Here is a 22,178-nt window from a genome sequence, read left to right on the forward strand (position 1 = left end):
GTTACACAATCGGAGGTTTGTATATGAAACAGTGCAAAGTAATCGTTGTCATTCACCGCTTCGGGGATTATATCCTTGGAGGCTTCGTTAATTACGGACAGGTTATTGATCATAGTGGTAACCAAGTGATTTATATGGTCAATGCAAGAGGACATCAGGATATTAAAGACTATGAGGGCCAGGCTGCGCGAGTGCATGAACTGGCAGATATCGAAGATTATGCAGTTCTTGAGACATTAATGAAGAATACGGTCGAAGAATATGGCCCTGTCGATCTACTGATTGCCATGTCAGAATATGATCTGATTAACGCGGCTAAGCTGCGTACGCAATTTGGTATTCAGGGTACCTCACAAGAGAAGGTAGCCTTATACCGAGATAAAATTGTCATGAAGAAGAGGCTGCAAGCAGATGGCCTGCGTATTCCTAAGTTTTTGGATTACACAGATCCAGAAGCTGCTATTGCCTTTGCTGAAGAGGTAGGTTATCCCATTATTTTGAAGCCTAAATTGGGTGCTGCCAGCCAAGGTGTGAAGCAGGCAAATGATCGCACTGAACTAGAGGAGGCACTTGCATCCATCGAGCAGGCAAATGAAACAGACAATTATCAATGCGAGGAATTTATTACAGGCCCCATTTTCCACATTGATGGCCTTGTTCAGCGTGGTGAGCTTCAATTTATAGCTATTTCTCAATATGTAAATGGCTGTCTTGCCTTTTCACAGGGAATTCCGAACGGTTCTTTTATTGTAACGGACAGGCTTCCACTTAAGAATCGCCTGACAAGGTTTACGGAAGCGGTATTACATTCTCTAGAACTTCACGATGGGTGCTTCCATTTGGAGGTCATTGACCGTCATGGAGCGGAGGCAGTATTTCTTGAAATAGGTGCCAGAATGGGTGGCGCGGAGACGCCGTTCCTTACTTTGGAATTATACGGTGTTAATTTATGCGAAGAATGGATCAAAATTGAACTGGGTACATTTGAGAAGCTACACTTTGCCCAGACAGGTATTCATGGTGGATTGCTTCAGTTCCCAGAACCTCCTTGTGTTCCAGCAGAGGTGGTACATGTGACAAGCCTCAAAGGATTGATCCCGGAAATTTTCCATGAGCAAATCCCAGTACCTGGCGAAATTATGGATGGTAAAGGCTCCTATTATCATATCAGTGGAAGGTATATGTTCCGTGGTGAGAGTGAAGCGAAGGTTGAAGCTGCCATCCATAAAGCGATTGATTTGTTCCGTATTGAGGCCAAGCCCTTGGAGCCTTCACATATTTAGATTAGGTAAGGAGGAGAGAATCGTCATATGAAAAATATATTACTTGTTAGTGATTTAGGCGGATTTCCACCGTCATTGGAATCATTAGCTGCTGAGGCGAATGTATTTGTATACATTCCCCGTCCTAGCGCTGTAACCAGTCGATATATCTCTACTATAAATACCTATGCTTCTGTTATCATCAAAGAAAATACAGCCCTTACCTCGGGCGGGTATCATCACCCGGATTGGGTTACTTTTACGGGCGCTGAAGCTTACACCCTCTCAGAAAATGAAGTAGTCGATCAGATTATTGCTATGCGCGTTTATTTGAAGTCGATGGGATTATATTCGGTGGCGCTGAGAACATGGTGCTTTCCGTGGCAAAAGCAGCAGAGGCGCTGGGTTTACGCTCAGCGGGAGCAGAGGCCGCGCGTAATGCACGCAACAAACACACGATGCGGGAGAAGTTCCGTGAAGCGGGTGTGCCTTCGCCTGATTTTCGTGCCATTTACTCCGAACATGATATGATTTCAGCTGTACAAGAATTAGGATATCCATTGGTACTTAAACCTACGTATCTAGCTTGTTCGATTGGCGTAACTCTACTTGATGGGACAAGAAATCCAGTCGAGGTGTTTCGTGAGGTTCAGCAGGATATTAGAGAAAATACGGGAGATTCGCTTCTATTTAATGAAGAATGCTTGTTTCTAGTCGAGGAGTATATGGAAGGATGCAATGCGGATTGGTATGATAACCCGCTGTACTCGGACTATGTCTCTGTCGAAGGGATGATGGTTAATGGAGTATATCGTCCTGTTGCGATTACAGATAAGACGCCGATGCTCTCTTCCTTTACAGAGACATCCCATATTGTACCTAGTGTGCTCGATGCTGAAGCACAAGACATTATTGTTGAAGCATGCCGTCAAGCCAATGAAAGCTTAGGGCTTCAGAATTGTCCGACACATACAGAAGTCAAGCTCATGAAGAATAGACAAGTCGGCATTATTGAAACGGCTGCACGTTTCGGAGGTTGGAATATCATTCCGCAAATTAATGATGTGTTTGGGATCAATCTCACCAAGGCTTGGGCAGAGGTGTTATTATACGGTGATTCGGCACAATTGCCGAGTCATGTATTAAGTCATTCCGATAAAGCACGCTGCAATATGCGTATTTATTTGCAGGATAATCCGCTTGACCCTTCGCGCAAATATCAATTTGAAGGATATGAGAAGATAGATCATTTACTATCTGAAGGTGTCTTTATCCATACGGAAACCGAAATTCCAAGACATACGGTAGTGAGCAGCATACCGCATCAAAATGCAATGAGCTTTGTTTCGACTTTAGATCTAGAAAGCGCAGATTCGCTTGTTCTTGCGGAGTCGGTCAGAAGTATTAGAGAAGGTGTGAAGCTTAAAGTTCGGGAGTTAGAAGATTTAAAGATGGAAGTCCATAGTTAAGGAAGTTAAAATTCATATACTAGTGTATAAAACAAACGAGTATATTTAATGGCGACTTTCTCCTCGATATGTTGTGAGAAGCAGTCGCCATTGGTATTTAGAATTTGCTTTATGATTTTTAACTAGAAATTAGATTTATCGTTTAGCTTGTATTTCCTCTAAAATTTGGCTGATGATCTCATCTAATCTTTTCACGCCAAGATCGCCTTCGCCTCGTTTACGTACAGACACCGTCTCGGACGTTTTCTCAGCCTCGCCTAGTACGAGCATATAGGGATTCTTCTCGAGCTGTGCTTCGCGCATTTTATACCCAAGCTTTTCATTTCGCACATCGACTTCTACCCGAATTCCAGCCTCTTTACATAATTTCTTCACCTTATAGGCGTAGTCAATATAATGCTCGGATACAGGTAGAATCTTAACTTGTACGGGCGCTAGCCAGATAGGGAAAGCCCCGCTGAAATGCTCAGTTAACATCCCCATAAATCGGTCAATCGATCCGTACACTGCGCGATGGATGACGACAGGGCGATGCTTTTGGTTATCCTCACCAATGTAGGAAAGATCAAATTTCTCCGGCATCTGGAAATCCAGTTGGATCGTTCCGCACTGCCAGCTTCGTTTCAGGGCATCTAGAATATGAAAATCAATCTTAGGCCCGTAAAAGGCTCCATCTCCCTCATTGACGCGGTATTGAATGCCAAGATTATCTAGCACATGTTGCAAGGATTGTTCGGCTTGATCCCACAGTTCCTCTGAACCCATCGAATCCTCAGGACGAGTGGAGAGCTCGATTCGGTATTCGAACCCAAATACTTGATACATGTGATCGATAAGGGTAATGATACGGCTAATTTCCTCCTGAATTTGTTCAGGAAGTACGAATAGATGCGCATCATCCTGACAAAATGTCCGTACCCGCATCATTCCATTTAGTGCACCAGAAGATTCATGCCGATGGACCTGACCGAATTCCGATAGACGGATAGGCAAATCTCGATAAGAACGTAAGCTATTTTTGAAAATGAGCATATGTCCCGGACAATTCATCGGCTTAAGAGCAAAAGTCGTCTCGTCAACCTTCGTAAAGTACATATTGTCCTTGTAGTGATCCCAATGCCCCGATTGTTCCCATAGGCGATTATTTAGCATAAGCGGTGTGCGTACCTCATCATAATCGAGTTGCCGCTGTAACTCTCTCGCAAAATGCTCAAGCTCATTTCGAATGACCATGCTTTTGGGTAGATAAAAGGGCATGCCCGGTGCTTCTTCGGAGAACATGAACAGCTCAAGTTCTTTTCCAAGCTTACGGTGGTCGCGTTTCTTAGCTTCCTCAAGAAAATGTAGATGCTCTTCAAGCTGGGCTTTCTTTGGAAAAGAAGTTCCATAAATGCGTTGTAGCATTTTATTGTTAGAGTCACCTCGCCAGTAAGCACCCGCCACACTCAGCAGCTTAAAGGCTTTGATACGGCCAGTCGAGGGAAGATGAGGGCCACGGCAAAGGTCGAAAAATTCACCTTGATCGTAGATGGTCAGAACCGTATCTTCCGGCAGATCACGAATGAGTTCTAGCTTAAGCGGCTCCTCTAAATCTCCAAATATCTGGAGTGCTTTTGTGCGGCTAACGATACGCCGAACGATTGGGAAGTTCTCTTGAACAATGACATTCATTTCTTTCTCAATGGCGGCAAGATCATCGCTAGATAAAGGCTTCTCCATGTCGATGTCATAATAAAAGCCATCTTCAATGACCGGGCCAATTCCGAGCTTCACTGCCTTATCTCCATAGATCCGCTTAATGGCTTGGGCCATGACATGCGCTGTGCTATGTCTAACTATTTCTAAGCCGTCTTCACTATCCAGCGTAACAATTTCGATGAGGCTATCATGTTCAATGGGTTGATTGAGATCAACAGGTTTGCCGTTTATCTTTCCAGCGATAGCTGATTTCTTCAAACTTGTACTAATCGATTCCGCTACTTGTTCGATGGTCGTTCCTTGTACATACCTCCTAATTGTTTTGTCTGGAAAAGTTAAGTTGATCTCCATGATTTAGCCTCCTTCTTCGGATTTTTATGATGATTGAACACAAAAAAACGCATCTCATCCCAGAAAGGGACGAGTGCGGTTTAGCTCGTGGTTCCACCCAAATTCGACCTCAAATAAATAAGGTCCTTATTAGTATCCTATATCGGGGATAAGACGGTGCCGCTTACTACCGTTCATGAAATGGACGGGTTCAACGCCACGGCTACAAAGGGGTAATTTCACAACCGGTAACTGGAGAAGCTTTCAGCCTGAACTTCTCTCTCTGGACAGCTCGTGAAGGAAATCATGTCTTTGGTCAATGCCTGATTATTGTGTTGGCATAATACTACATAACCCAGTTCCTAAAAGTCAAGGTTTTTCTTAGAAATTTGTTAATCGTATCCTCCAATGGACTCAGGTAATGCTTTGTACGCTTGCTTTTCTTTTATCATGTTGAATACATGCTCACGTAAATTTTTTAGCTGTTTAGCATCCTCTGTAAGCACGCAATTTTTGTTTGACCATGTGAATTGTATGATCTCTCCATTAAGTTGGATTGTCGATTGATCCTCAGCAAATGGTCTTTGCTCGCCTGAACATGTAATTTTGTCCTAATTAGATGTTCTGAAGATACTCCTATGTATAATATTTAAAATTTTTGTGTCCTCTGTGGATGTACAAACGAGAAAAAAGATGATACATTAAAAATCATATAAATCCTTTTGTATAAAGGTTTTTAATAAAAAGGAATTGTACTCATACAGAGGACATAAGTATTTTAGGAGGGATCTGGAATGTCGAGCAAGGGACTAAATCAATTTTTATCAACGAACATTGAGGATTTGAAAAATAAGGGTCTATATAACGTCATTAATCCACTTCAAGGACCAAATGGTGCAACAATTCAAATCGCTGGAAGATCACTTCTAAATTTATCTTCTAACAACTATTTAGGGCTAGCTACGGACTCCCGTTTGATCGAAGCATCTGTGAAAGCGGTTCAAACCTTTGGAGCAGGTGCGGGTGCAGTAAGAACAATTAATGGAACAATGGAGCTACACATTGAGCTGGAAGAGAAATTAGCTGCTTTTAAACATACCGAAGCTGTAATCGTGTATCAATCGGGCTTTAACTGTAACATGGCGGCCATCTCTGCTGTGATGGATAAGAAAGATGCAATTTTATCAGACGAGCTGAACCATGCTTCGATTATTGATGGCTGCAGATTGTCTGGAGCAAAGACCATCCGATTCAATCACTCGGATATGGATGATTTGAGAGAGAAGCAAAGGCCGCGAAGGAGTCGGGTCTATATAACAAAATTATGGTGATCACTGATGGAGTCTTCTCGATGGATGGTGATATCGCGAAGCTTCCTGAAATCGTCGAGATTGCGGAAGAATATGATCTCATTACCTATGTAGATGATGCGCATGGTTCAGGAGTCCTTGGTAAAGGTGCTGGAACTGTAAAGCATTTTGGTCTATCGGATCGGATTGATTTCCAGATTGGCACATTGTCTAAAGCGATTGGTGTCGTTGGAGGTTACGTTGCTGGCTCAAATCAGCTGATTGAATGGCTCAAGCTAAGAAGTCGTCCCTTCCTATTCTCCACGGCTTTACCACCAGCATCGATTGCTGCTTGTATCGCCTCGGTAGATATTCTCATGAAGGATGAAGAATTGATTCAACAATTATGGGCAAACGGTGATTTTCTCAAAAGTGAGCTCAGTCGTCTAGGCTTCAATGTAGGTCATAGTGAGACTCCAATTACCCCTTGTATCATCGGCGATGAGGTGACGACGCAGCAGTTCAGTCAACGACTTTATGAAGAAGGTGTCTATGCCAAAGCGATTGTGTTCCCAACGGTTCCTAAAGGAACAGGACGGATACGAAATATGCCTACGGCTGCACATACAAGAGAAATGCTGGAGCAAGTGGTTTCAATCTATGAAAAAGTCGGTAAGGAAATGTCTCTCATTTAATTGATGATATCCGGGAGCGGGAGTGAATAGATATGCAGAAGATTCTAGTAACGGGTGCATTAGGTCAAATTGGTACAGAGTTGGTCATGAAATTGAGAGAGGTCTATGGAGCGGATCAAGTCATTGCCACGGATTTAAAATCATCAGCACATGAGATTACCCGTTCGGGTCCTTTTGAACTGCTAGATGTTACGAACGACAAAGCGATGTTCGATATCGCGAACAAATATCAAGTAGATACGGTCATCCACTTGGCGGCGCTGCTTTCGGCTACAGCAGAGGAAAAACCGCTGCTGGCATGGAATTTGAATATGGGCGGGTTAATGAACGCGCTTGAAGTATCAAGAGAGCTCGGCTGCCAATTTTTCACGCCAAGCTCGATTGGAGCTTTTGGTCCGACAACGCCGAAGGATAATACACCACAGGATACGATTCAACGCCCGAATACCATGTATGGCGTAAATAAAGTATCTGGTGAGCTGCTGTGCGATTATTATTTTCATAAGTATGGATTGGATACCAGAGGACTTCGCTTCCCAGGGTTGATCTCGTATATGACACCTCCGGGTGGAGGAACAACGGATTATGCGGTAGAAATCTATTATGCGGCGGTAACAGCGGGTAAATATACTTCGTATATCGCCAAAGATACCAATATGGACATGATGTATATGCCGGATGCGCTTGAGGCCATCATTGATCTAATGGAAGCGGATTCTTCAAGGCTATCGCACCGAAATTCCTTTAATGTGACTGCGATGAGCGTGGACCCCGAAGCTATTGCGGCTGAGATCCGTAAGCAGATGCCAGACTTCACCTTAGACTATCAGATTGATCCGGTAAGACAAGGAATTGCCGAGAGCTGGCCGCATTCGATTGATGCGACGGCTGCAAAGACGGAGTGGGGCTTTAAGGCTCAGTACGATTTAGAAGCGATGACGAAGGATATGTTGGTTCAGTTAGGGAAAAAGGGAGAATTATTTAAGAGGGGTGTAAGTTGAAGGATCAATAATTTCTAGTGCGAACCCGAAGCACACATGAATTCCCTAGGAGGTTCGCACCTGAATTTGTTGATAAAATGGTGCAATTTGGTTTATATTGGATTCTAAGATGAGTGTGAAAGTATAAATATGTTTATATTGAACGAAAAATCGTTTGAAATTACTATTTTCATATGACTTTTCGCAGTCGCACTCTATATGAGTGCGTGGATTGAAATATAAGAAGAATAAAAAAGATAAGGACGCGGCATATGTCGCACTCTATATGAGTGCGTGGATTGAAATTGTGCTATGCCTGTAGAGTTTGCTGAGGCATTCAGTCGCACTCTATATGAGTGCGTGGATTGAAATCAATTATCAAACTGAAATTGCTAATAAAAGTAGGGTCGCACTCTATATGAGTGCGTGGATTGAAATGCCGCATTCACTACACTCGAAGCTGCGGTACTCTGTCGCACTCTATATGAGTGCGTGGATTGAAATTCCTGGATCAGGTGTTTCCGTGCCATTACCTAAAGTCGCACTCTATATGAGTGCGTGGATTGAAATATCGACTCCACATTAGATAATAGATTTAACGCGAGTCGCACTCTATATGAGTGCGTGGATTGAAATCCCCTAGAATGAATGTTTTTGGATGCAAAAAAGGTCGCACTCTATATGAGTGCGTGGATTGAAATAATTTATCTGGTTAACGTTGATATGCCTGCAAAAGTCGCACTCTATATGAGTGCGTGGATTGAAATATTTAAAACAACAGATCACCGTCTTTTGGAAAATGGTCGCACTCTATATGAGTGCGTGGATTGAAATATAAGGGTCGATATGATAGATATCTTCCAGTACCTGTCGCACTCTATATGAGTGCGTGGATTGAAATCATTGTCCATCAGTAATGGCATCACGGGCTTTAAGTCGCACTCTACATGAATTCGTGAAATGAAATCTTTGCAGTAGCGTTGTTACAGAAACGGGTGTCTGGTCGCAATCCGTATGGAATGCAAATGTAATCCCTAAAAAAGTCTTACCTTTCTCATGCTAAGCATGAGAAAGGTAAGACTTTTATGTTTCAAAGAGCAGGTTCCCCTGCTCCAAGCAAAGAAAGAAATCTTGAAAAATATTTGTATGTGCGAATGGTGAGTTATTTGCGCAGTAGACTTGATTTTATATAAATCTTCTGATAAATTGGTATAATTAGTTGTCACACTTTGTATGAAGTGTGTGGATTGAAAATGATACATTGGCATAAGAGAGTTTTAAAACAAAGCGCATCCTCTTAAGGATGCGCGATCAATCATTGTTAAAAGTGAAATACATAATATTAAGTAAAATCTAAGATGCCATATTCAGTACAAAGTCAAAGGTAGAGATGAAGGAGAGGAATATGTGATAAATGGATTTTATTTAGACGAGTCCGGAAATAATGGATTTGGTGATATGCAACAACAACCTGTAGTTTGTTATGGTGGGATTTTAGTTCCTAACTCCAGTGTTATAGGACTTGAACGGGATTTTGAAGCACTGGCCTTTAAAGCAGCTTTGCAAATAAAAGGTGAAATAAAAGGATTGACAGGTAAACAGGTTAATACGTTACCCTTCTTTCAAAAATATGAAATTCACAGTAAGCCTTTCTTTGATGGGGACGATCTGTATTCCAAAATTCCGATCAATGATCGATTTAAGCTTGCTGAAGAAATGTTAGAACTTATTGATCGATATGGAGGTAAAGTGCTTGCCTCTGTAATTAATAAAAATACATATAAACAAAAAACAGGTGATACAGGTCATACTAACATGAACCAACTTGGAATGAGTAGTTTAATTCAATTAATAGAAAAAGAACTCATTCAAAGGAATGAAACAGGAATTGTTATTCCTGACAACGGACGCGACGAAGAGAGAGAACTCTTAATTCAAGTTATCCGACAGGAGACGACCAGTAATCGTATATATAATAGTTCTTTCCTTCAGAATTCACACCACTGCCAGTTAGTACAGTTAGCTGACATCGTTGTATTTCTTACAACTGTCTTTTTTCGATTCAAATATGGATATGCGCCTCGTAAAGCCAATAATAAAGAATTAATAGAACTATATCAAAAAAGTATAATTCCTTTGTCCCTGGCAGTTTGGGAGTATAGGTGATTACAGTTAAGGGAGCATACCAATGTACGCTCCCTTAATGCGGTCGAACCAATGTGCGGCCACGTGATAGTATACCCAATATTGGACTTCATTATGCACAATACAAAAAGGGGAAATTCATGTTAAGTCGGACCAATGTACGTATTAACATGAATTTTCCTTTATAGGAAGTTAATTAGGTCGAACCAATGTGCGAGTCAATTAACTTTATATAACAATATAATACGCTGTAATTAAATTTGAGTCAATGATATGACAAGTTTAACACGAATTAATAGGAATAGAAACTAAGGACTTTTTGGGGAAATAAAAAGGAGTGTGTCGTCTGAAGTCGAACTGTTAATATAAGTATTTTTCCTAATTAATGAGTGTAAGAACCGGATTTTTGAATCTCTTTTCTGAAAGGAAGTGAGGCTTAATGACCTATATTGCTCATATCCGTCAAAAGGATGGAAAGGTACAAACCGTTCAGGATCACTTAGTAGAGGTTAAGCAAGGTGCGGAGCAAGCCGGAGAGAAGATTGATATCAAATATTTGGCAGGCATTGCTGGTCTTCTGCATGATATGGGCAAGAATACAGATCTTTTTCGAAATTACATTCAGGAGGCTGTTGCGAACCCGGATGCCCCTCCACGCAAAGGTTCAGTTGATCATTCGACTGCTGGTGGCAAGCTGCTGCACAGCCTTTATCATAGAAGTGGCACAACGCTTGAGTCAAAGTACACGGCGGAGTGGATCGCTAATTGCATCATCTCCCATCATCAGGGTCTAAGGGACTACATATCGCCTGATAAAGCTTCACCTTATATGGAACGAGTCATTTCCAAAGAAATAGATCAATACGAGCAAGCGAAAGAAGAATTTTTTAAGCACAATCCCCTGGACCAACTCGACCATATGTTTAAGCAAGCGACCCAAGAGCTTCAACGATACATAAAGATCATCAAAGAGCATAAACTTCCGCCGATTGCAGGAGCACTGCTTATCAAATATATGTTTAGCTGCCTGATCGACGCAGATCGCACGAATACAAGGCGATTTGAAGAAAATGAAACAGTGGCAGAAGGAATAGATTACAAGTCCTTTTTTCAACAAAGCTATGAGCTACTATTTCAACATTTAAGCGAGCTTGAGCACAGCGATGAAGTAGACTCACCCATTAATCAATTGCGACGTGAAATGTCCCTGCAATGCGAACAATTTGCGTATCGTCCATCAGGAGTGTACACCCTTTCCATACCAACAGGCGGGGGGAAAACCCTTGCCAGTATGCGCTATGCGCTCAGACATGCCATCGAACATAATAAACAACGGATTATATATATCGTTCCGTACACCACCATCATTGAACAAAATGCGGCTGAAATCCGCAGTATTTTGAAAAACGATGACATGATTTTGGAGCATCACTCTAACGTGGTGGATGACAAGGATGACGAACGCCATGAGGGCGACGAAGGGGAGACCCTGGATTTACGTAAAAAGAGCCTCAAACTTGCCCGTGATCATTGGGATCGGCCGATTATTTTTACGACGATGGTTCAATTTTTGAACACTTTTTATGCGAAAGGAACCCGAAACGTCCGCAGACTACATCAGCTTTCCAATGCAGTCATTGTATTTGATGAAGTGCAGTCGGTTCCGGTTCATTGTATCTCCCTTTTTAATGCTGCACTGAATTTCCTACATGTGATTGGGCGATCCAGCCTGTTGCTCTGTACAGCGACTCAGCCTGCGCTGGATTTTGTGAAGCATAAGCTACACTTCTCCAAGCAGCCGGAGATTATTCAGAATTTAGATGAGGTCGGACGAAGCTTTAAACGAGTTGATTTACAGGACCTTACGCAAGATTTACCTTCGGGGTGGGGGGCGGAGGAAGTGTCTTCCTTTGTCCAAGAACAGATGAGGGAAGTGGACAGTGTGCTGGTCATTTTGAACACGAAAACAGCGGTCCGTAAACTGTTTGAACAGTTGAATGAGGTGGAATGGCTGAGAGAGAGTGGCGTTCAGGTGTTCATCTGAGCACCAATATGTGTGCTGCGCATCGCAAAGAGGTTTTATCCGGGGAATATGGCGTTATTCCAAGATTGGCAAAGGGCAAACGAATCATTTGTGTGAGTACACAGCTTATTGAGGCGGGCGTGAATATCAGCTTTGATTGTGTGGTTCGTTCCTTGGCTGGTTTGGATTCGATTGCTCAGGCGGCTGGACGATGTAATCGGCACGGGAAAGATAAGGTTCGCAATGTGTACATCATTCGCTCATCGGATGAGGTGTTAACGAATCTGCCTGAGATTCTAATTGGTGCTGAGAAAACGGAACGTGTGCTTCAGGAATTCAAGGATGACCCGGGTTCGCTCGGTAATGACTTGTTATCTTCAAAGGCAATGTCCCGTTATTTCGAATATTATTTTAATGATATTGGAGACAAAATGCATTACCTCATTCCTAAGCTTGAACAGAACTTGTTTGATCTGATGGACCGTAACCGTTATTACGTGGATGCCTATAAGAAGAAGCATTCTTGTAAGCCAGAGGTTGTGAATCACTATGCGATAGCTACGGCAGAGAAGTATTTTGAAGCCATATCCACGAACGCCACGCCTGTAATTGTTCCTTATGGGGAAGAAGGAAGAGAATTGATATTGGACCTGAATGGAGAAATTGAACCTGGTGAAATGAGTGAGTTATTACGCAAGGCTCAGCAGTATACGGTGAATATTTACGACTATGAACTCCGGACATTGGAGAAAAACGGAGATGTGAGGCCCCTTTTGCATGGGCATGTTCTGGCATTGAGAGAACCTGCATATTCCGATGATTTCGGCGTGGAATCTAAGGGTGAAGGTGCTTGGGAACCTATGATGATCTGATCATATGATCCATTACAGGAGGGAGATTCATGACACATGTTTCTCCCTCCTATACCCCATAGAAAGGAGCTGAAATGTTGAGAAATCAAATCGAATTTGAGGTTTCGGGAAAATATGCGTTATTCACCGATCCACTCACCAAGTTGGGTGGAGAAAAATTCTCTTATCAGATTCCTACATACCAAGCCCTCAAAGGATCGTGGAATCTATTTACTGGAAGCCGACGCTGACTTGGATTGTAGATGAAGTCCGTATTATGAATCCAATTCAGACCGAATCAAAGGGTATGCGTCCGATTGAATATAGTGGTGGCAACACACTGGCCTATTACACCTATTTAAGAAATGTCCGCTATCAGGTGAAGGCACATTTTATATTTAATCCGCATCGTGAAGATCTGGTACATGACCAGAACGAACATAAACATCACAATATCGCCAAACGAGCAGTTCAGGTTGGAGGACGAAGAGATATCTTTCTGGGGACCGTGAATGTCAGGGGTATGTTGAACCGTGCCAGTTTGGTGAAGATGACAGTTTCTATGATCGTATAGAGGAGCTTAATTTTGGCACGATGCTACATGGAATTAGTTACCCGGATGAAACAGGAAGCAATGAGCGAGAGGTTCGTCTATGGAAAGCGAAAATGCAGCATGGTGTCATTCAATTTATCCGTCCGGATGAATGCACGTTGGTTCGTAAAGTGGGAGAAGGTACAGCTAAAATATTCGATGCAGGGAATATGCAATCGGTAGATGATCTTTATTCCGAATGGTTTGGAAATGAGGTGAGTGAATGAGTTGGCTTGCCAATTTAAGCAAAACGTATGATGATCACGCTAAGGTTGTCGGACAATTTGAAATGAAGAAAAATGGCAAGGAATACGCTCTGATTCCAATCTCGCACACAACACAGACCGCCCATATTGAAGTTCATCTGAACGGAAAAGGAGATATCGTAAATGCCAAAGTGGTAGAAAAAAATGATGGCAGCACGATTATTCCTTGCACCGAAGCATCCGCAAGCCGAACGAGTGCGCCTGTACCGTATCCGCTTTTTGACAAGTTATCTTATGTTGCAGGAGATTACACTCAGTTCTGCGGAGAAGTCAAGGGAACACCGTATCAGGATTATGTGAATCAACTGAAGGATTGGTGTGAATCTCCATGTAGTCATACTAAAGTACAGAGCGTACTTCACTATGTTAGCAAAGGTACGCTAATCGCTGATCTAGTCGACAGAGGGATACTTCATAAGGATAGTCAAGGAAGGTTACTGGAGAAGTGGATCGCAGGACCAGGTGAGCAGGAAGGCGAGAAACCGAAAATATTTAATGTCATCGCAGCAGATCAGAGTGGGGCATTTGTTCGATTTGCTGTAGATATTCCGGGAGAACCTGAATCCAGATTGTGGCGTGATGCTTCGGTACAAGAAGCCTTTATCCAGTTTTATGAAATGAGTTTACAAGACACGGATATCTGTTTCGTGACAGGAGAACAACTGCCCGTTGCGGACAAACACGCTTCCCGTATACGACATTCGGGAGATAAATCTAAGTTGATCTCAGCTAATGACTCTAGTGGGTTTACGTATCGGGGCCGTTTTCGTACCAGTCGTGACGCAGCGGTAGTAAGCTACGAAGCCTCACAGAAGGGGCATAACGCGCTAAAGTGGCTCATTGATCGACAAGGAACCACAATTGATGGCAAAGTGTTTCTGGTGTGGGGAAGCACGAGTCTGGATATGCCAGAACCACAAGAAGATACATTTAGCTTGTGGGATGAGGATGATGAGGAAGCATTTCCTGGTGGGGACACAACTCATAAGGAGTTTGCTTTGCAAATCAGAAAGGCGATTGGCGGCTATCGATACGATGGGGAGTATAACTCCAAACATGAAGTGACCCTTATGACACTGGATGCGGCTACACCAGGCAGAATGTCGATTATGTATTATCGGAATTTAGATCAGAACGAGTATTTGGATCGAATATTAGCTTGGCATGAGAGCTGTTATTGGTTACATCGTTATCGGAAAAATAAAAATGACAAGCCGGTCTCGTTTATCGGGACGCCTGCTACCAAAGACATTGCATTTGCAGCCTATGGTCCACGAGCCAGTGACAAGGTAGTTAAAGAATTAATGGAGCGAATGCTCCCATGTATCATAGATGAGCGACCCATTCCGCTGGATATCGTTCGCAGTTCCATCCATCGTGCATCCAACCCGGTAGGCATGGAAAATTGGGAATGGGAGAAAACATTGAGCATTACTTGCGCGCTTGTTAACAAAAAGGAGGGATATGGGGTGAGTCTGAATACTGAAGCAACAGATCGTAGTTATTTATTTGGCAGAATGCTTGCTATTGCAGATGTATTAGAGAGAAGTGCTCTGGGTAAGGAAGAAAAACGAGCCACAAACGCTATTCGATATATGAACGCTTTTGCCCAACGTCCAGGGAGAACCTGGAGCATTATCCAATCTAATCTTCAACCTTATCAAGCAAGAATGGGTACTGGTGCCAGATATTATAATACGTTGCTAGATGAAGTTGGGGCTAAACTAGAGTTGGAAGATTTTACAGACAAACCACTCACGGGATTATACCTACTGGGCTTTTACAGCCAGCGTAACGATTTATATACAAGCAAGAAAGATAAAGAAGCCGCAGCTGCACTAGATAAAGACGATGAAAACCAATTGAACGAACAAGGGGATAACTAAATGAGTACACTTGATCACAAAATCGATTTTGCTGTTGTGCTGTCTGTTCGTAATGCCAACCCGAATGGTGATCCACTGAATGGAAACCGTCCTCGTCAGAACTACGACGGCTTTGGAGAAATCTCTGATGTATGTATCAAGCGTAAAATCCGTAACCGCCTTCAGGATATGGGAGAGTCCATTCTGGTGCAATCCGATGAAAAACGTAATGATGCTCATCGCTCCATTAAAGATCGTGTCGATGCCAATGAGAATGTACAAGAGCATGCCAAAGGTAAAAAGGCAAATAAAGATTTGTATGCAGAAGCCGCTTGTCAGTCCTGGATTGACGTACGTAGCTTTGGACAAGTATTTGCTTTTAGTGGCACAGATGTATCTGTGGGGATTCGGGGTCCGGTATCGATTCATACAGCAGTTAGTTTGGATCGGATTGACATCTCAAGCATGCAGATTACCAAGAGTGTAAACTCTGTCACAACGGCTAAAGATCCAGACAAAAAAGGTTCAGACACGATGGGTATGAAACACCGCGTAGATTTTGGCGTTTATGTTTTTTATGGAAGTATCAATACGCAACTGGCAGAGAAGACCGGATTTACATATGAAGACGCGGAGAAAATTCGTGAATCACTGAGAACCTTATTCGAGAATGATACTTCTTCGGCCCGTCCTGATGGCAGCATGGAGGTTCACCAACTGTACTGGTGGGAGCATAGTTCCAAAATGGGGCAGTATTCATCTGCGAAGGTACATCGTTCTTTGCTAATTGAATTGAAGCCAGACGTAGCCGAAGCAAAGTCTTACGATGATTTTGATTATACAGTGGTGCCGCTGGAAGGTTTGGCAGTCCAAGAATATGAAGGACTATAATGAAGAGGATTATCTGCTGCTTTCGGGGATTCAGCATTTTAACTTTTGCAGAAGGCAGTGGGCATTAATTCATATTGAACAGCAGTGGGAAGACAACGTCCGCACCATTGAGGGAGATCATTTGCATCGAAAAGCAGACCAGCCAGCGCTTCGTGAAAAACGAGGCGATAAACTGGTGGTTCGTGCGCTTCCGGTGAAATCGAGGGAACTTGGGATTACAGGTATCTGTAGGTATCTGTGATGTGGTTGAATTCATTCGTGATCCATCAGGGGTTCCACTTGCAAGAGAGGAAGGGTTATACCTTCCTTATCCTGTTGAGTACAAACGTGGAAAGCCCAAACGAAATGATTCGGATCACTCCCAATTGGTAGCACAAGTCATATGTCTCGAAGAAATGCTCGTATGTGATATTCCCAAGGCCTATTTTTATTATGACGAGATCAAGCACCGGGTGGAAGTGGTCATTACTGAGGCAGATCGGGTGCGTGTTAGGGCCAGTATAGATGAGATGAGACATTATTTTGATCGCAACCACACGCCAAAGGCCAAAGCTGGGCCACACTGCCTAAGTTGTTCTTTGAACAACATATGTGTACCTGATATTTTGAATGAACGCTCCGTTTCAAGTTACATCGAAAGCAGGTTGAATGAATGAAAAAACTGCTGAACACCTTATTTGTAACATTACCCGATACATACCTTGGACTGGATGGGGAAAACATTGTGGTGAAGCAGGATGAAGAAATTCTTGCTCGCTATCCGCTACATAATCTGGAGGCCGTATGCACCTTTGGTTATGCTGGAGTAAGTCCAGCACTAATGGGGGCCTGTGCGACACGCAATGTTAGTTTGACGTTTATGACACGAACGGGGCGATTCCTCGCACGGGTAATTGGTGAGGATCGAGGAAATGTGGTATTGCGGAAGGAGCAGTACCGTATTTCGGACGATGAGGTGCGTAGCTCGCGTTTAGCCCGTAATATGATTACAGGCAAGTTATACAACAATAAGTGGATTCTGGAACGAGCCACACGGGATTATGCACTACGTATCGACACGGAACGAATCAAGAAGGTTACGGAGTCGCTTGGCGAAACGATGAAGCTGTTACGCAAGGTGGAGCAATTGGACGTATTGCGCGGATTGGAAGGATCGGCTGCCGTGCAATATAACTCGGTGTTTGATGATTTGATTCTCCAGCAAAAGGAGTCATTTTACTTTTACGGACGCAGTCGGCGACCTCCTTTAGATAAAGTAAATGCGTTATTATCCTTTGCCTATACCTTGCTCGCTAATGACATGAAGTCTGCACTTGAATCTGTCGGACTTGATGCATATGTTGGCTTTTTGCATCGTGACCGTCCTGGCAGAGCCTCTCTCGCACTGGATATGATGGAGGAACTTCGGGGAGTGTACGCAGATCGTTTTGTGCTCTCTCTTATTAACAAAAAGGTGATTAACGATAAGGACTTTTATGTCAAAGAAAATCTTGCAGTTATTCTGGATGATGAAGCACGAAAGAAAGTGTTAAAAGCGTGGCAGGAGCGCAAACAGGACAAGATTATGCATCCGTATTTGAATGAAAAAATATCTTGGGGACTTGTACCATATACTCAAGCGTTACTACTTGCAAGATATATACGCGGTGATCTGGATGAATATCCTCCTTTTCTTTGGAAGTAGGTGTAATGATTGCTTATTTTGATTACGTATGATGTGAGCACGATAGATAGTGAAGGCCGAAGAAGGCTATTTAAAGTGGCGAAGAAGTGTGTGGATCATGGTCAGCGAGTGCAGAACTCGGTGTTTGAATGCATACTGGATGCTGCCCAATTTAGACGATTAAGATTCGAACTGGAAGAATTAATTGATAAGGATACAGATAGTCTTCGATTCTATAACTTAGGCGATAATTACAAAAGTAAAGTTCAACATGTGGGTGCCAAAGATTCCTATGAGATGGGTGATCCATTAATACTGTAGCAGGTGCGAATACCAAGCTCACATGATTTTCCTGGGGGATTCGCACCTCAGAATATGTCGAAAACCTTTATTTTGTGACCTTTTGGCAACGATTTTTCGTTAAGTTGTGATTATACAGCCTACATTAGATGTGAAAGTATCGAAAAAACGTAATTATACTATTGGGTTACTGTATATACGTTCTTTTTCGCTGTCGCACTCTGTATGGAGTGCGTGGATTGAAATATCATTAGATATGGTTAGCACTGTTGTTTGTTGTGGTCGCACTCCGTATGGAGTGCGTGGATTGAAATATTCATAGACCCCCGATCCCACAATATTAAATTAGTCGCACTCCGTATGGAGTGCGTGGATTGAAATATATTAAAGCGGATGTAAAATACATTGGATGAAGTCGCACTCCGTATGGAGTGCGTGGATTGAAATATATTAACAGGTTCGTTGTGGTTTGGAGTCCTCGTCGCACTCCGTATGGAGTGCGTGGATTGAAATAGTCGTGGTAATGATAATTTTCGGAAGGAAGTCGCACTCCGTATGGAGTGCGTGGATTGAAATTGATCTGGATAACTTGCGGTATGCCTTACCGTCTGTCGCACTCCGTATGGAGTGCGTGGATTGAAATACATACAACCACCTAACTCCAGTGGAGGTAAGGTCGTCGCACTCCGTATGGAGTGCGTGGATTGAAATATACGTAATACCGGATTCTGTCCCTACTCTAAACGTCGCACTCCGTATGGAGTGCGTGGATTGAAATCTTTATATACACTGAAAATACTTATAATAAATTTGGTCGCACTCCGTATGGAGTGCGTGGATTGAAATTTGAGTAATCTTTTGCACTCATCAGAGCAGGTAATGTCGCACTCCGTATGGAGTGCGTGGATTGAAATGGTCCGGAGGCGGTCAAATCACGAAGGCTGACGGTCGCACTCCGTATGGAGTGCGTGGATTGAAATAGTGGGCCTCCATGGCTCTATATATTTCACTTCATGTCGCACTCCGTATGGAGTGCGTGGATTGAAATGGGAGCTCCGGTCTTTTTTGTTGCACATGATACGTCGCACTCCGTATGGAGTGCGTGGATTGAAATTTTAGGGATAATGATTTCGTTTTTATTGTCAGTTGGTCGCACTCTGTATGGAGTGCGTGGATTGAAATGTAGATATTCTCATTTACAAATGGTGCTACCGCCCGTCGCACTCTGTATGGAGTGCGTGGATTGAAATAAATAAATATAAAAAATCCTAAGAGGAGATATGAGTCGCACTCCGCATAGAGTGCGTGGAAGAAATTGACTTATATGAGGAGGGCGCGAAATTGCGCTGTCGTCGCGCTCTATATGGTAGTGAATTGAAATAATCAAATCATAGGATTGTTGACTTACGACTGGTCGTACTCTACATGAGTTTGTTCGCCTTCTCATCCGTGCGCTTAAGAGCAGCTTCATGGAAATTAATAAAGCTTGTATAAATAATCGTTAACAGGGAAAACTCTTTCTAGAATAAATAATGGATGGGGACGTGAGTTGATGTTCTGGACGATTTTCGTTGTGCTTTTGATACTATGGATATTAGGATTTTCTTTTCACATTGCGGGTGGTTTAATACATATCCTTTTGGTTATCGCCCTCATTGCATTAATTTACAAGCTTGTGACAGGTAGACGTCCGTAAGGATGAAATGAATTACTGAAGTTACTCACTTAGCAACCTCAGACATTGGGGTTGCTTTTTTTCATTACAGTGTAGAGCTTCTGCTGTTACATTCATTTGGAATTATGCTGGATGAAAGACCTCCATATTCTTAGCCTTGTCCCATCATATTTTACTGCCGTACATGCACAGATAGGCGCCAGCCACATAGAATGAACAGACCGCAACCGTAAGCATTACATAGGTAAAGCGGTGGTCTTGTCATTCAGCAGGAGGTGTCATCTATTGCCTGGACTTTTTAGTTTTATTGCCCTGTTCATCAAAGAACTCACGCTACTGGTCTCCTACGTCAAGAATAATGCTTTTCCGCAGCCCCTCAATGAAAAAGAAGAAAGTCTCTATTTACAACTGATGTCCGAAGGAGACGCCCATGCTCGCAACATGTTGATTGAACATAATCTCCGGCTGGTGGCGCATATCGTGAAGAAATTTGATAACACTGGAGAGGATTTGGAAGACCTGATTTCCATTGGTACCATTGGCCTCATTAAAGCGATTGAAAGCTTTCAGACAGGTAAAGGCACGAAGCTCGCAACATTTGCTGCCCGTTGTATTGAGAATGAAATCCTGATGCATTTGAGATCCTTGAAGAAAACAAAAAAAGACGTATCTCTTCATGATCCGATAGGAACTGACAAGGAAGGCAACGAAATTACGCTGATCGATATCCTCGGCAGTGACGCTGATGACGTTGCGGATGTCGTGCAGCTTAAGATTGAGAAGAGCAAAATTTATCGTAATCTGGATATTTTGGATGAGCGGGAGCAGGAAGTCATTAAAGGACGTTTTGGACTGGAGCAAGGCGGGGAAGAGCGGACTCAGCGGGAAATCGCAAGGGATTTGGGAATTTCACGTTCGTATGTATCACGGATTGAGAAGAGAGCTTTGATGAAGCTGTATCATGAGTTTTATAAGGCGAAGCGTTAGGAAATATTACATCGATTCATGAAACATATAAGATAAGGTATAAATTGAATGTTATTTTAATAGCTAAAACCAAACGGGAGAGAATCCGTTTGGTTTTTATTGTTGTATTCTCATTCCACAACACTTGTCATTCTATTTATTAAACTCCATATGTATGATTTGTCAGGGATTTTCCTATCTTGCATCGGGTTGTTTCTATAATCGTGTGGATGCAAAATAAAGGAAACGAAGGAGGTGAGAGCAATAGAGAGAGTATTTAAGACGTCCACTCGAATACCAAAACCTACAAAAGGATGGTTATCCATTGCAAAATCACAATATCAGTTAATCCTTATGTCAATCCCTGCGATACTGATTCTGATATTGTTCAGTTACGTTCCCTTGTGGGGTTGGATAATGGCCTTTCAGAAGTATTCCCCTGCCAAAGGTGTATTTGGAAGCGATTTCACTGGGTTGGATACGTTTAGAACGTTGTTCAAAGACCCTATTTTCTATGAGGTTCTGAGGAATACATTTGTGATGAGTATTATGAGTCTAGCTGCCGGTTTCATCGGTGCAATTATACTTGCTTTGTTGTTAAATGAAGTAAAATTCTCATTGTTCAAACGCACAGTTCAAACGATCACTTACATTCCGCATTTCGTCTCTTGGATCGTCATAGCCAATATTATCTTGGTGGGGCTTTCTCCGGATGGAGGTATGATAAACGAGCTTCTTATGACTTTAGGAATCATTGATGAGCCGATATATTTCATGGCTGAGGGCAAATGGTTCTGGTGGATCCATACCTTTGCAGGGTTATGGAAGGAGTTGGGCTGGAGTACAATCATCTACCTGGCTGTACTGGGAGGAGTTAATACAGAACTATATGAAGCTGCTTCTGTTGATGGGGCAGGCAGGTTCAGTAAGATGTGGCATATCTCTATTCCCGGATTAATACCGACCGCAATGATGCTTTTAATATTAAATACAGGTTGGATATTATCCAGTGGATTTGAATCTCAGTTTTTGTTAGGAAGTAACCTAGTTATAGAATATTCTCAGGTACTCGACCTGTATGCAATGAATTATGCCTTTAGTATTGGTGATTACTCCCTAGGGGTAGCGATCAGTATTTTCAAATCGATTGTCAGCATTATCCTTGTGTTGTCCGTCAATTTCCTGGCAAGAAAATTAGATCAAGGTAAAATATTCTAA

General features: G+C 42.6%; 15 protein-coding genes, 3 pseudogenes and 2 CRISPR repeat arrays. Of the genes and pseudogenes, 17 read left to right on the forward strand and 1 reads right to left on the reverse strand.

What is annotated here, in order from left to right:
- Positions 1 to 23: 23 nt before the first annotated feature.
- Genes JCM16418_RS04175 through JCM16418_RS04180 form a run of 3 tightly spaced genes read left to right on the forward strand, consistent with a single transcriptional unit; the run spans position 24 to position 2,731 of the window.
- Positions 24 to 1,283: an ATP-grasp domain-containing protein gene (locus tag JCM16418_RS04175; protein ID WP_036646490.1), complete on the forward strand. Its 1,260-nt coding sequence runs from the start codon at positions 24 to 26 to the stop codon at positions 1,281 to 1,283.
- A 27-nt stretch (positions 1,284 to 1,310) separates the two neighbouring features.
- Positions 1,311 to 1,793, forward strand: a complete 483-nt coding sequence (locus JCM16418_RS24870; RefSeq protein ID WP_158442405.1) for a hypothetical protein — start codon at positions 1,311 to 1,313, stop codon at positions 1,791 to 1,793.
- The gene (locus JCM16418_RS04180; RefSeq protein ID WP_158442406.1) at positions 1,721 to 2,731 is read left to right on the forward strand and encodes an ATP-grasp domain-containing protein; all 1,011 of its coding nucleotides are present in this window, start codon (positions 1,721 to 1,723) and stop codon (positions 2,729 to 2,731) included. Before JCM16418_RS24870 ends, JCM16418_RS04180 begins: the two co-directional genes overlap by 73 nt.
- Before the next feature lie 135 nt (positions 2,732 to 2,866).
- Here JCM16418_RS04180 and thrS read toward each other — a convergent pair whose 3' ends face one another.
- Positions 2,867 to 4,780, reverse strand: a complete 1,914-nt coding sequence (gene thrS / locus JCM16418_RS04185; RefSeq protein WP_036646493.1) for a threonine--tRNA ligase — start codon at positions 4,778 to 4,780, stop codon at positions 2,867 to 2,869.
- Positions 4,781 to 5,553: 773 nt separating this feature from the next.
- On the opposite strand from thrS, the pseudogene JCM16418_RS04190 reads away from it, so the two are divergent.
- The 14 genes and pseudogenes from JCM16418_RS04190 (at position 5,554) to JCM16418_RS04245 (ending at position 22,178) form a co-directional block, all read left to right on the forward strand.
- Positions 5,554 to 6,743 (forward strand): annotated as a pseudogene (locus JCM16418_RS04190) (glycine C-acetyltransferase).
- Between the two features lie 32 nt (positions 6,744 to 6,775).
- Entirely contained in the window at positions 6,776 to 7,744 is a 969-nt protein-coding gene (locus tag JCM16418_RS04195) for an L-threonine 3-dehydrogenase (RefSeq protein ID WP_036646496.1), read from the forward strand.
- A 186-nt stretch (positions 7,745 to 7,930) separates the two neighbouring features.
- A CRISPR array of direct repeats spans positions 7,931 to 8,690; the repeat unit is 32 nt; unit sequence GTCGCACTCTATATGAGTGCGTGGATTGAAAT.
- 440 nt (positions 8,691 to 9,130) lie between these two features.
- Complete coding sequence (locus tag JCM16418_RS04200) at positions 9,131 to 9,889, forward strand: DUF3800 domain-containing protein (protein WP_036646499.1); 759 nt, start codon at positions 9,131 to 9,133, stop codon at positions 9,887 to 9,889.
- Between the two features lie 418 nt (positions 9,890 to 10,307).
- Complete coding sequence (locus JCM16418_RS04205; RefSeq protein WP_306304746.1) at positions 10,308 to 11,912, forward strand: CRISPR-associated endonuclease Cas3''; 1,605 nt, start codon at positions 10,308 to 10,310, stop codon at positions 11,910 to 11,912.
- A complete protein-coding gene (locus JCM16418_RS26555) occupies positions 11,876 to 12,763 on the forward strand; it encodes a hypothetical protein (RefSeq protein WP_306304747.1) in 888 nt (295 codons plus the stop codon). The genes JCM16418_RS04205 and JCM16418_RS26555 overlap by 37 nt, the downstream gene beginning before the upstream one ends.
- 77 nt (positions 12,764 to 12,840) lie before the next feature.
- Positions 12,841 to 13,561, forward strand: a pseudogene (cas5c, locus tag JCM16418_RS04210) (type I-C CRISPR-associated protein Cas5c).
- Positions 13,558 to 15,486: a type I-C CRISPR-associated protein Cas8c/Csd1 gene (cas8c, locus tag JCM16418_RS04215; protein ID WP_036646501.1), complete on the forward strand. Its 1,929-nt coding sequence runs from the start codon at positions 13,558 to 13,560 to the stop codon at positions 15,484 to 15,486. The pseudogene cas5c and the gene cas8c overlap by 4 nt, the downstream one beginning before the upstream one ends.
- Positions 15,487 to 16,356: a type I-C CRISPR-associated protein Cas7/Csd2 gene (cas7c, locus tag JCM16418_RS04220; protein ID WP_036646503.1), complete on the forward strand. Its 870-nt coding sequence runs from the start codon at positions 15,487 to 15,489 to the stop codon at positions 16,354 to 16,356.
- Positions 16,343 to 17,012 (forward strand): annotated as a pseudogene (cas4, locus tag JCM16418_RS04225) (CRISPR-associated protein Cas4). Before cas7c ends, cas4 begins: the two are co-directional and overlap by 14 nt.
- Complete coding sequence (gene cas1c / locus JCM16418_RS04230) at positions 17,009 to 18,040, forward strand: type I-C CRISPR-associated endonuclease Cas1c (RefSeq protein ID WP_036646505.1); 1,032 nt, start codon at positions 17,009 to 17,011, stop codon at positions 18,038 to 18,040. The pseudogene cas4 and the gene cas1c overlap by 4 nt, the downstream one beginning before the upstream one ends.
- 9 nt (positions 18,041 to 18,049) lie before the next feature.
- Positions 18,050 to 18,340, forward strand: a complete 291-nt coding sequence (gene cas2, locus JCM16418_RS04235) for a CRISPR-associated endonuclease Cas2 (RefSeq protein ID WP_036646507.1) — start codon at positions 18,050 to 18,052, stop codon at positions 18,338 to 18,340.
- Between the two features lie 192 nt (positions 18,341 to 18,532).
- A CRISPR array of direct repeats spans positions 18,533 to 19,636; the repeat unit is 33 nt; unit sequence GTCGCACTCCGTATGGAGTGCGTGGATTGAAAT.
- Between the two features lie 235 nt (positions 19,637 to 19,871).
- A complete protein-coding gene (locus tag JCM16418_RS24520) occupies positions 19,872 to 20,015 on the forward strand; it encodes a lmo0937 family membrane protein (protein WP_148298738.1) in 144 nt (47 codons plus the stop codon).
- Between the two features lie 264 nt (positions 20,016 to 20,279).
- Positions 20,280 to 20,981 carry an RNA polymerase sporulation sigma factor SigK gene (sigK, locus tag JCM16418_RS04240; protein WP_036646510.1) on the forward strand — a complete coding sequence of 234 codons (702 nt, stop codon included), beginning with the start codon at positions 20,280 to 20,282 and terminating at the stop codon, positions 20,979 to 20,981.
- A gap of 396 nt (positions 20,982 to 21,377) precedes the next feature.
- Positions 21,378 to 22,178, forward strand: coding sequence for an ABC transporter permease (locus tag JCM16418_RS04245; RefSeq protein WP_242403709.1), 801 nt, complete (start codon positions 21,378 to 21,380; stop codon positions 22,176 to 22,178).

This window comes from Paenibacillus pini JCM 16418, from assembly GCF_000576305.1.
Taxonomy (GTDB): Bacteria; Bacillota; Bacilli; order Paenibacillales; family Paenibacillaceae; genus Paenibacillus_AQ; species Paenibacillus_AQ pini.

Bases quoted from the DNA above. Each gene is read 5' to 3' on its own strand.
- JCM16418_RS04175 (WP_036646490.1), top strand. From the start codon at position 24: ATGAAACAGTGCAAAGTAATCGTTGTCATTCACCGCTTCGGGGATTAT.
- JCM16418_RS24870 (WP_158442405.1), top strand. From the start codon at position 1,311: ATGAAAAATATATTACTTGTTAGTGATTTAGGCGGATTTCCACCGTCA.
- JCM16418_RS04180 (WP_158442406.1), top strand. From the start codon at position 1,721: ATGCGGGAGAAGTTCCGTGAAGCGGGTGTGCCTTCGCCTGATTTTCGT.
- thrS (WP_036646493.1), bottom strand. From the start codon at position 4,780: ATGGAGATCAACTTAACTTTTCCAGACAAAACAATTAGGAGGTATGTA.
- JCM16418_RS04195 (WP_036646496.1), top strand. From the start codon at position 6,776: ATGCAGAAGATTCTAGTAACGGGTGCATTAGGTCAAATTGGTACAGAG.
- JCM16418_RS04205 (WP_306304746.1), top strand. From the start codon at position 10,308: ATGACCTATATTGCTCATATCCGTCAAAAGGATGGAAAGGTACAAACC.
- JCM16418_RS26555 (WP_306304747.1), top strand. From the start codon at position 11,876: ATGGCTGAGAGAGAGTGGCGTTCAGGTGTTCATCTGAGCACCAATATG.
- cas8c (WP_036646501.1), top strand. From the start codon at position 13,558: ATGAGTTGGCTTGCCAATTTAAGCAAAACGTATGATGATCACGCTAAG.
- cas7c (WP_036646503.1), top strand. From the start codon at position 15,487: ATGAGTACACTTGATCACAAAATCGATTTTGCTGTTGTGCTGTCTGTT.
- cas1c (WP_036646505.1), top strand. From the start codon at position 17,009: ATGAAAAAACTGCTGAACACCTTATTTGTAACATTACCCGATACATAC.
- JCM16418_RS24520 (WP_148298738.1), top strand. From the start codon at position 19,872: ATGTTCTGGACGATTTTCGTTGTGCTTTTGATACTATGGATATTAGGA.
- JCM16418_RS04245 (WP_242403709.1), top strand. From the start codon at position 21,378: ATGGCCTTTCAGAAGTATTCCCCTGCCAAAGGTGTATTTGGAAGCGAT.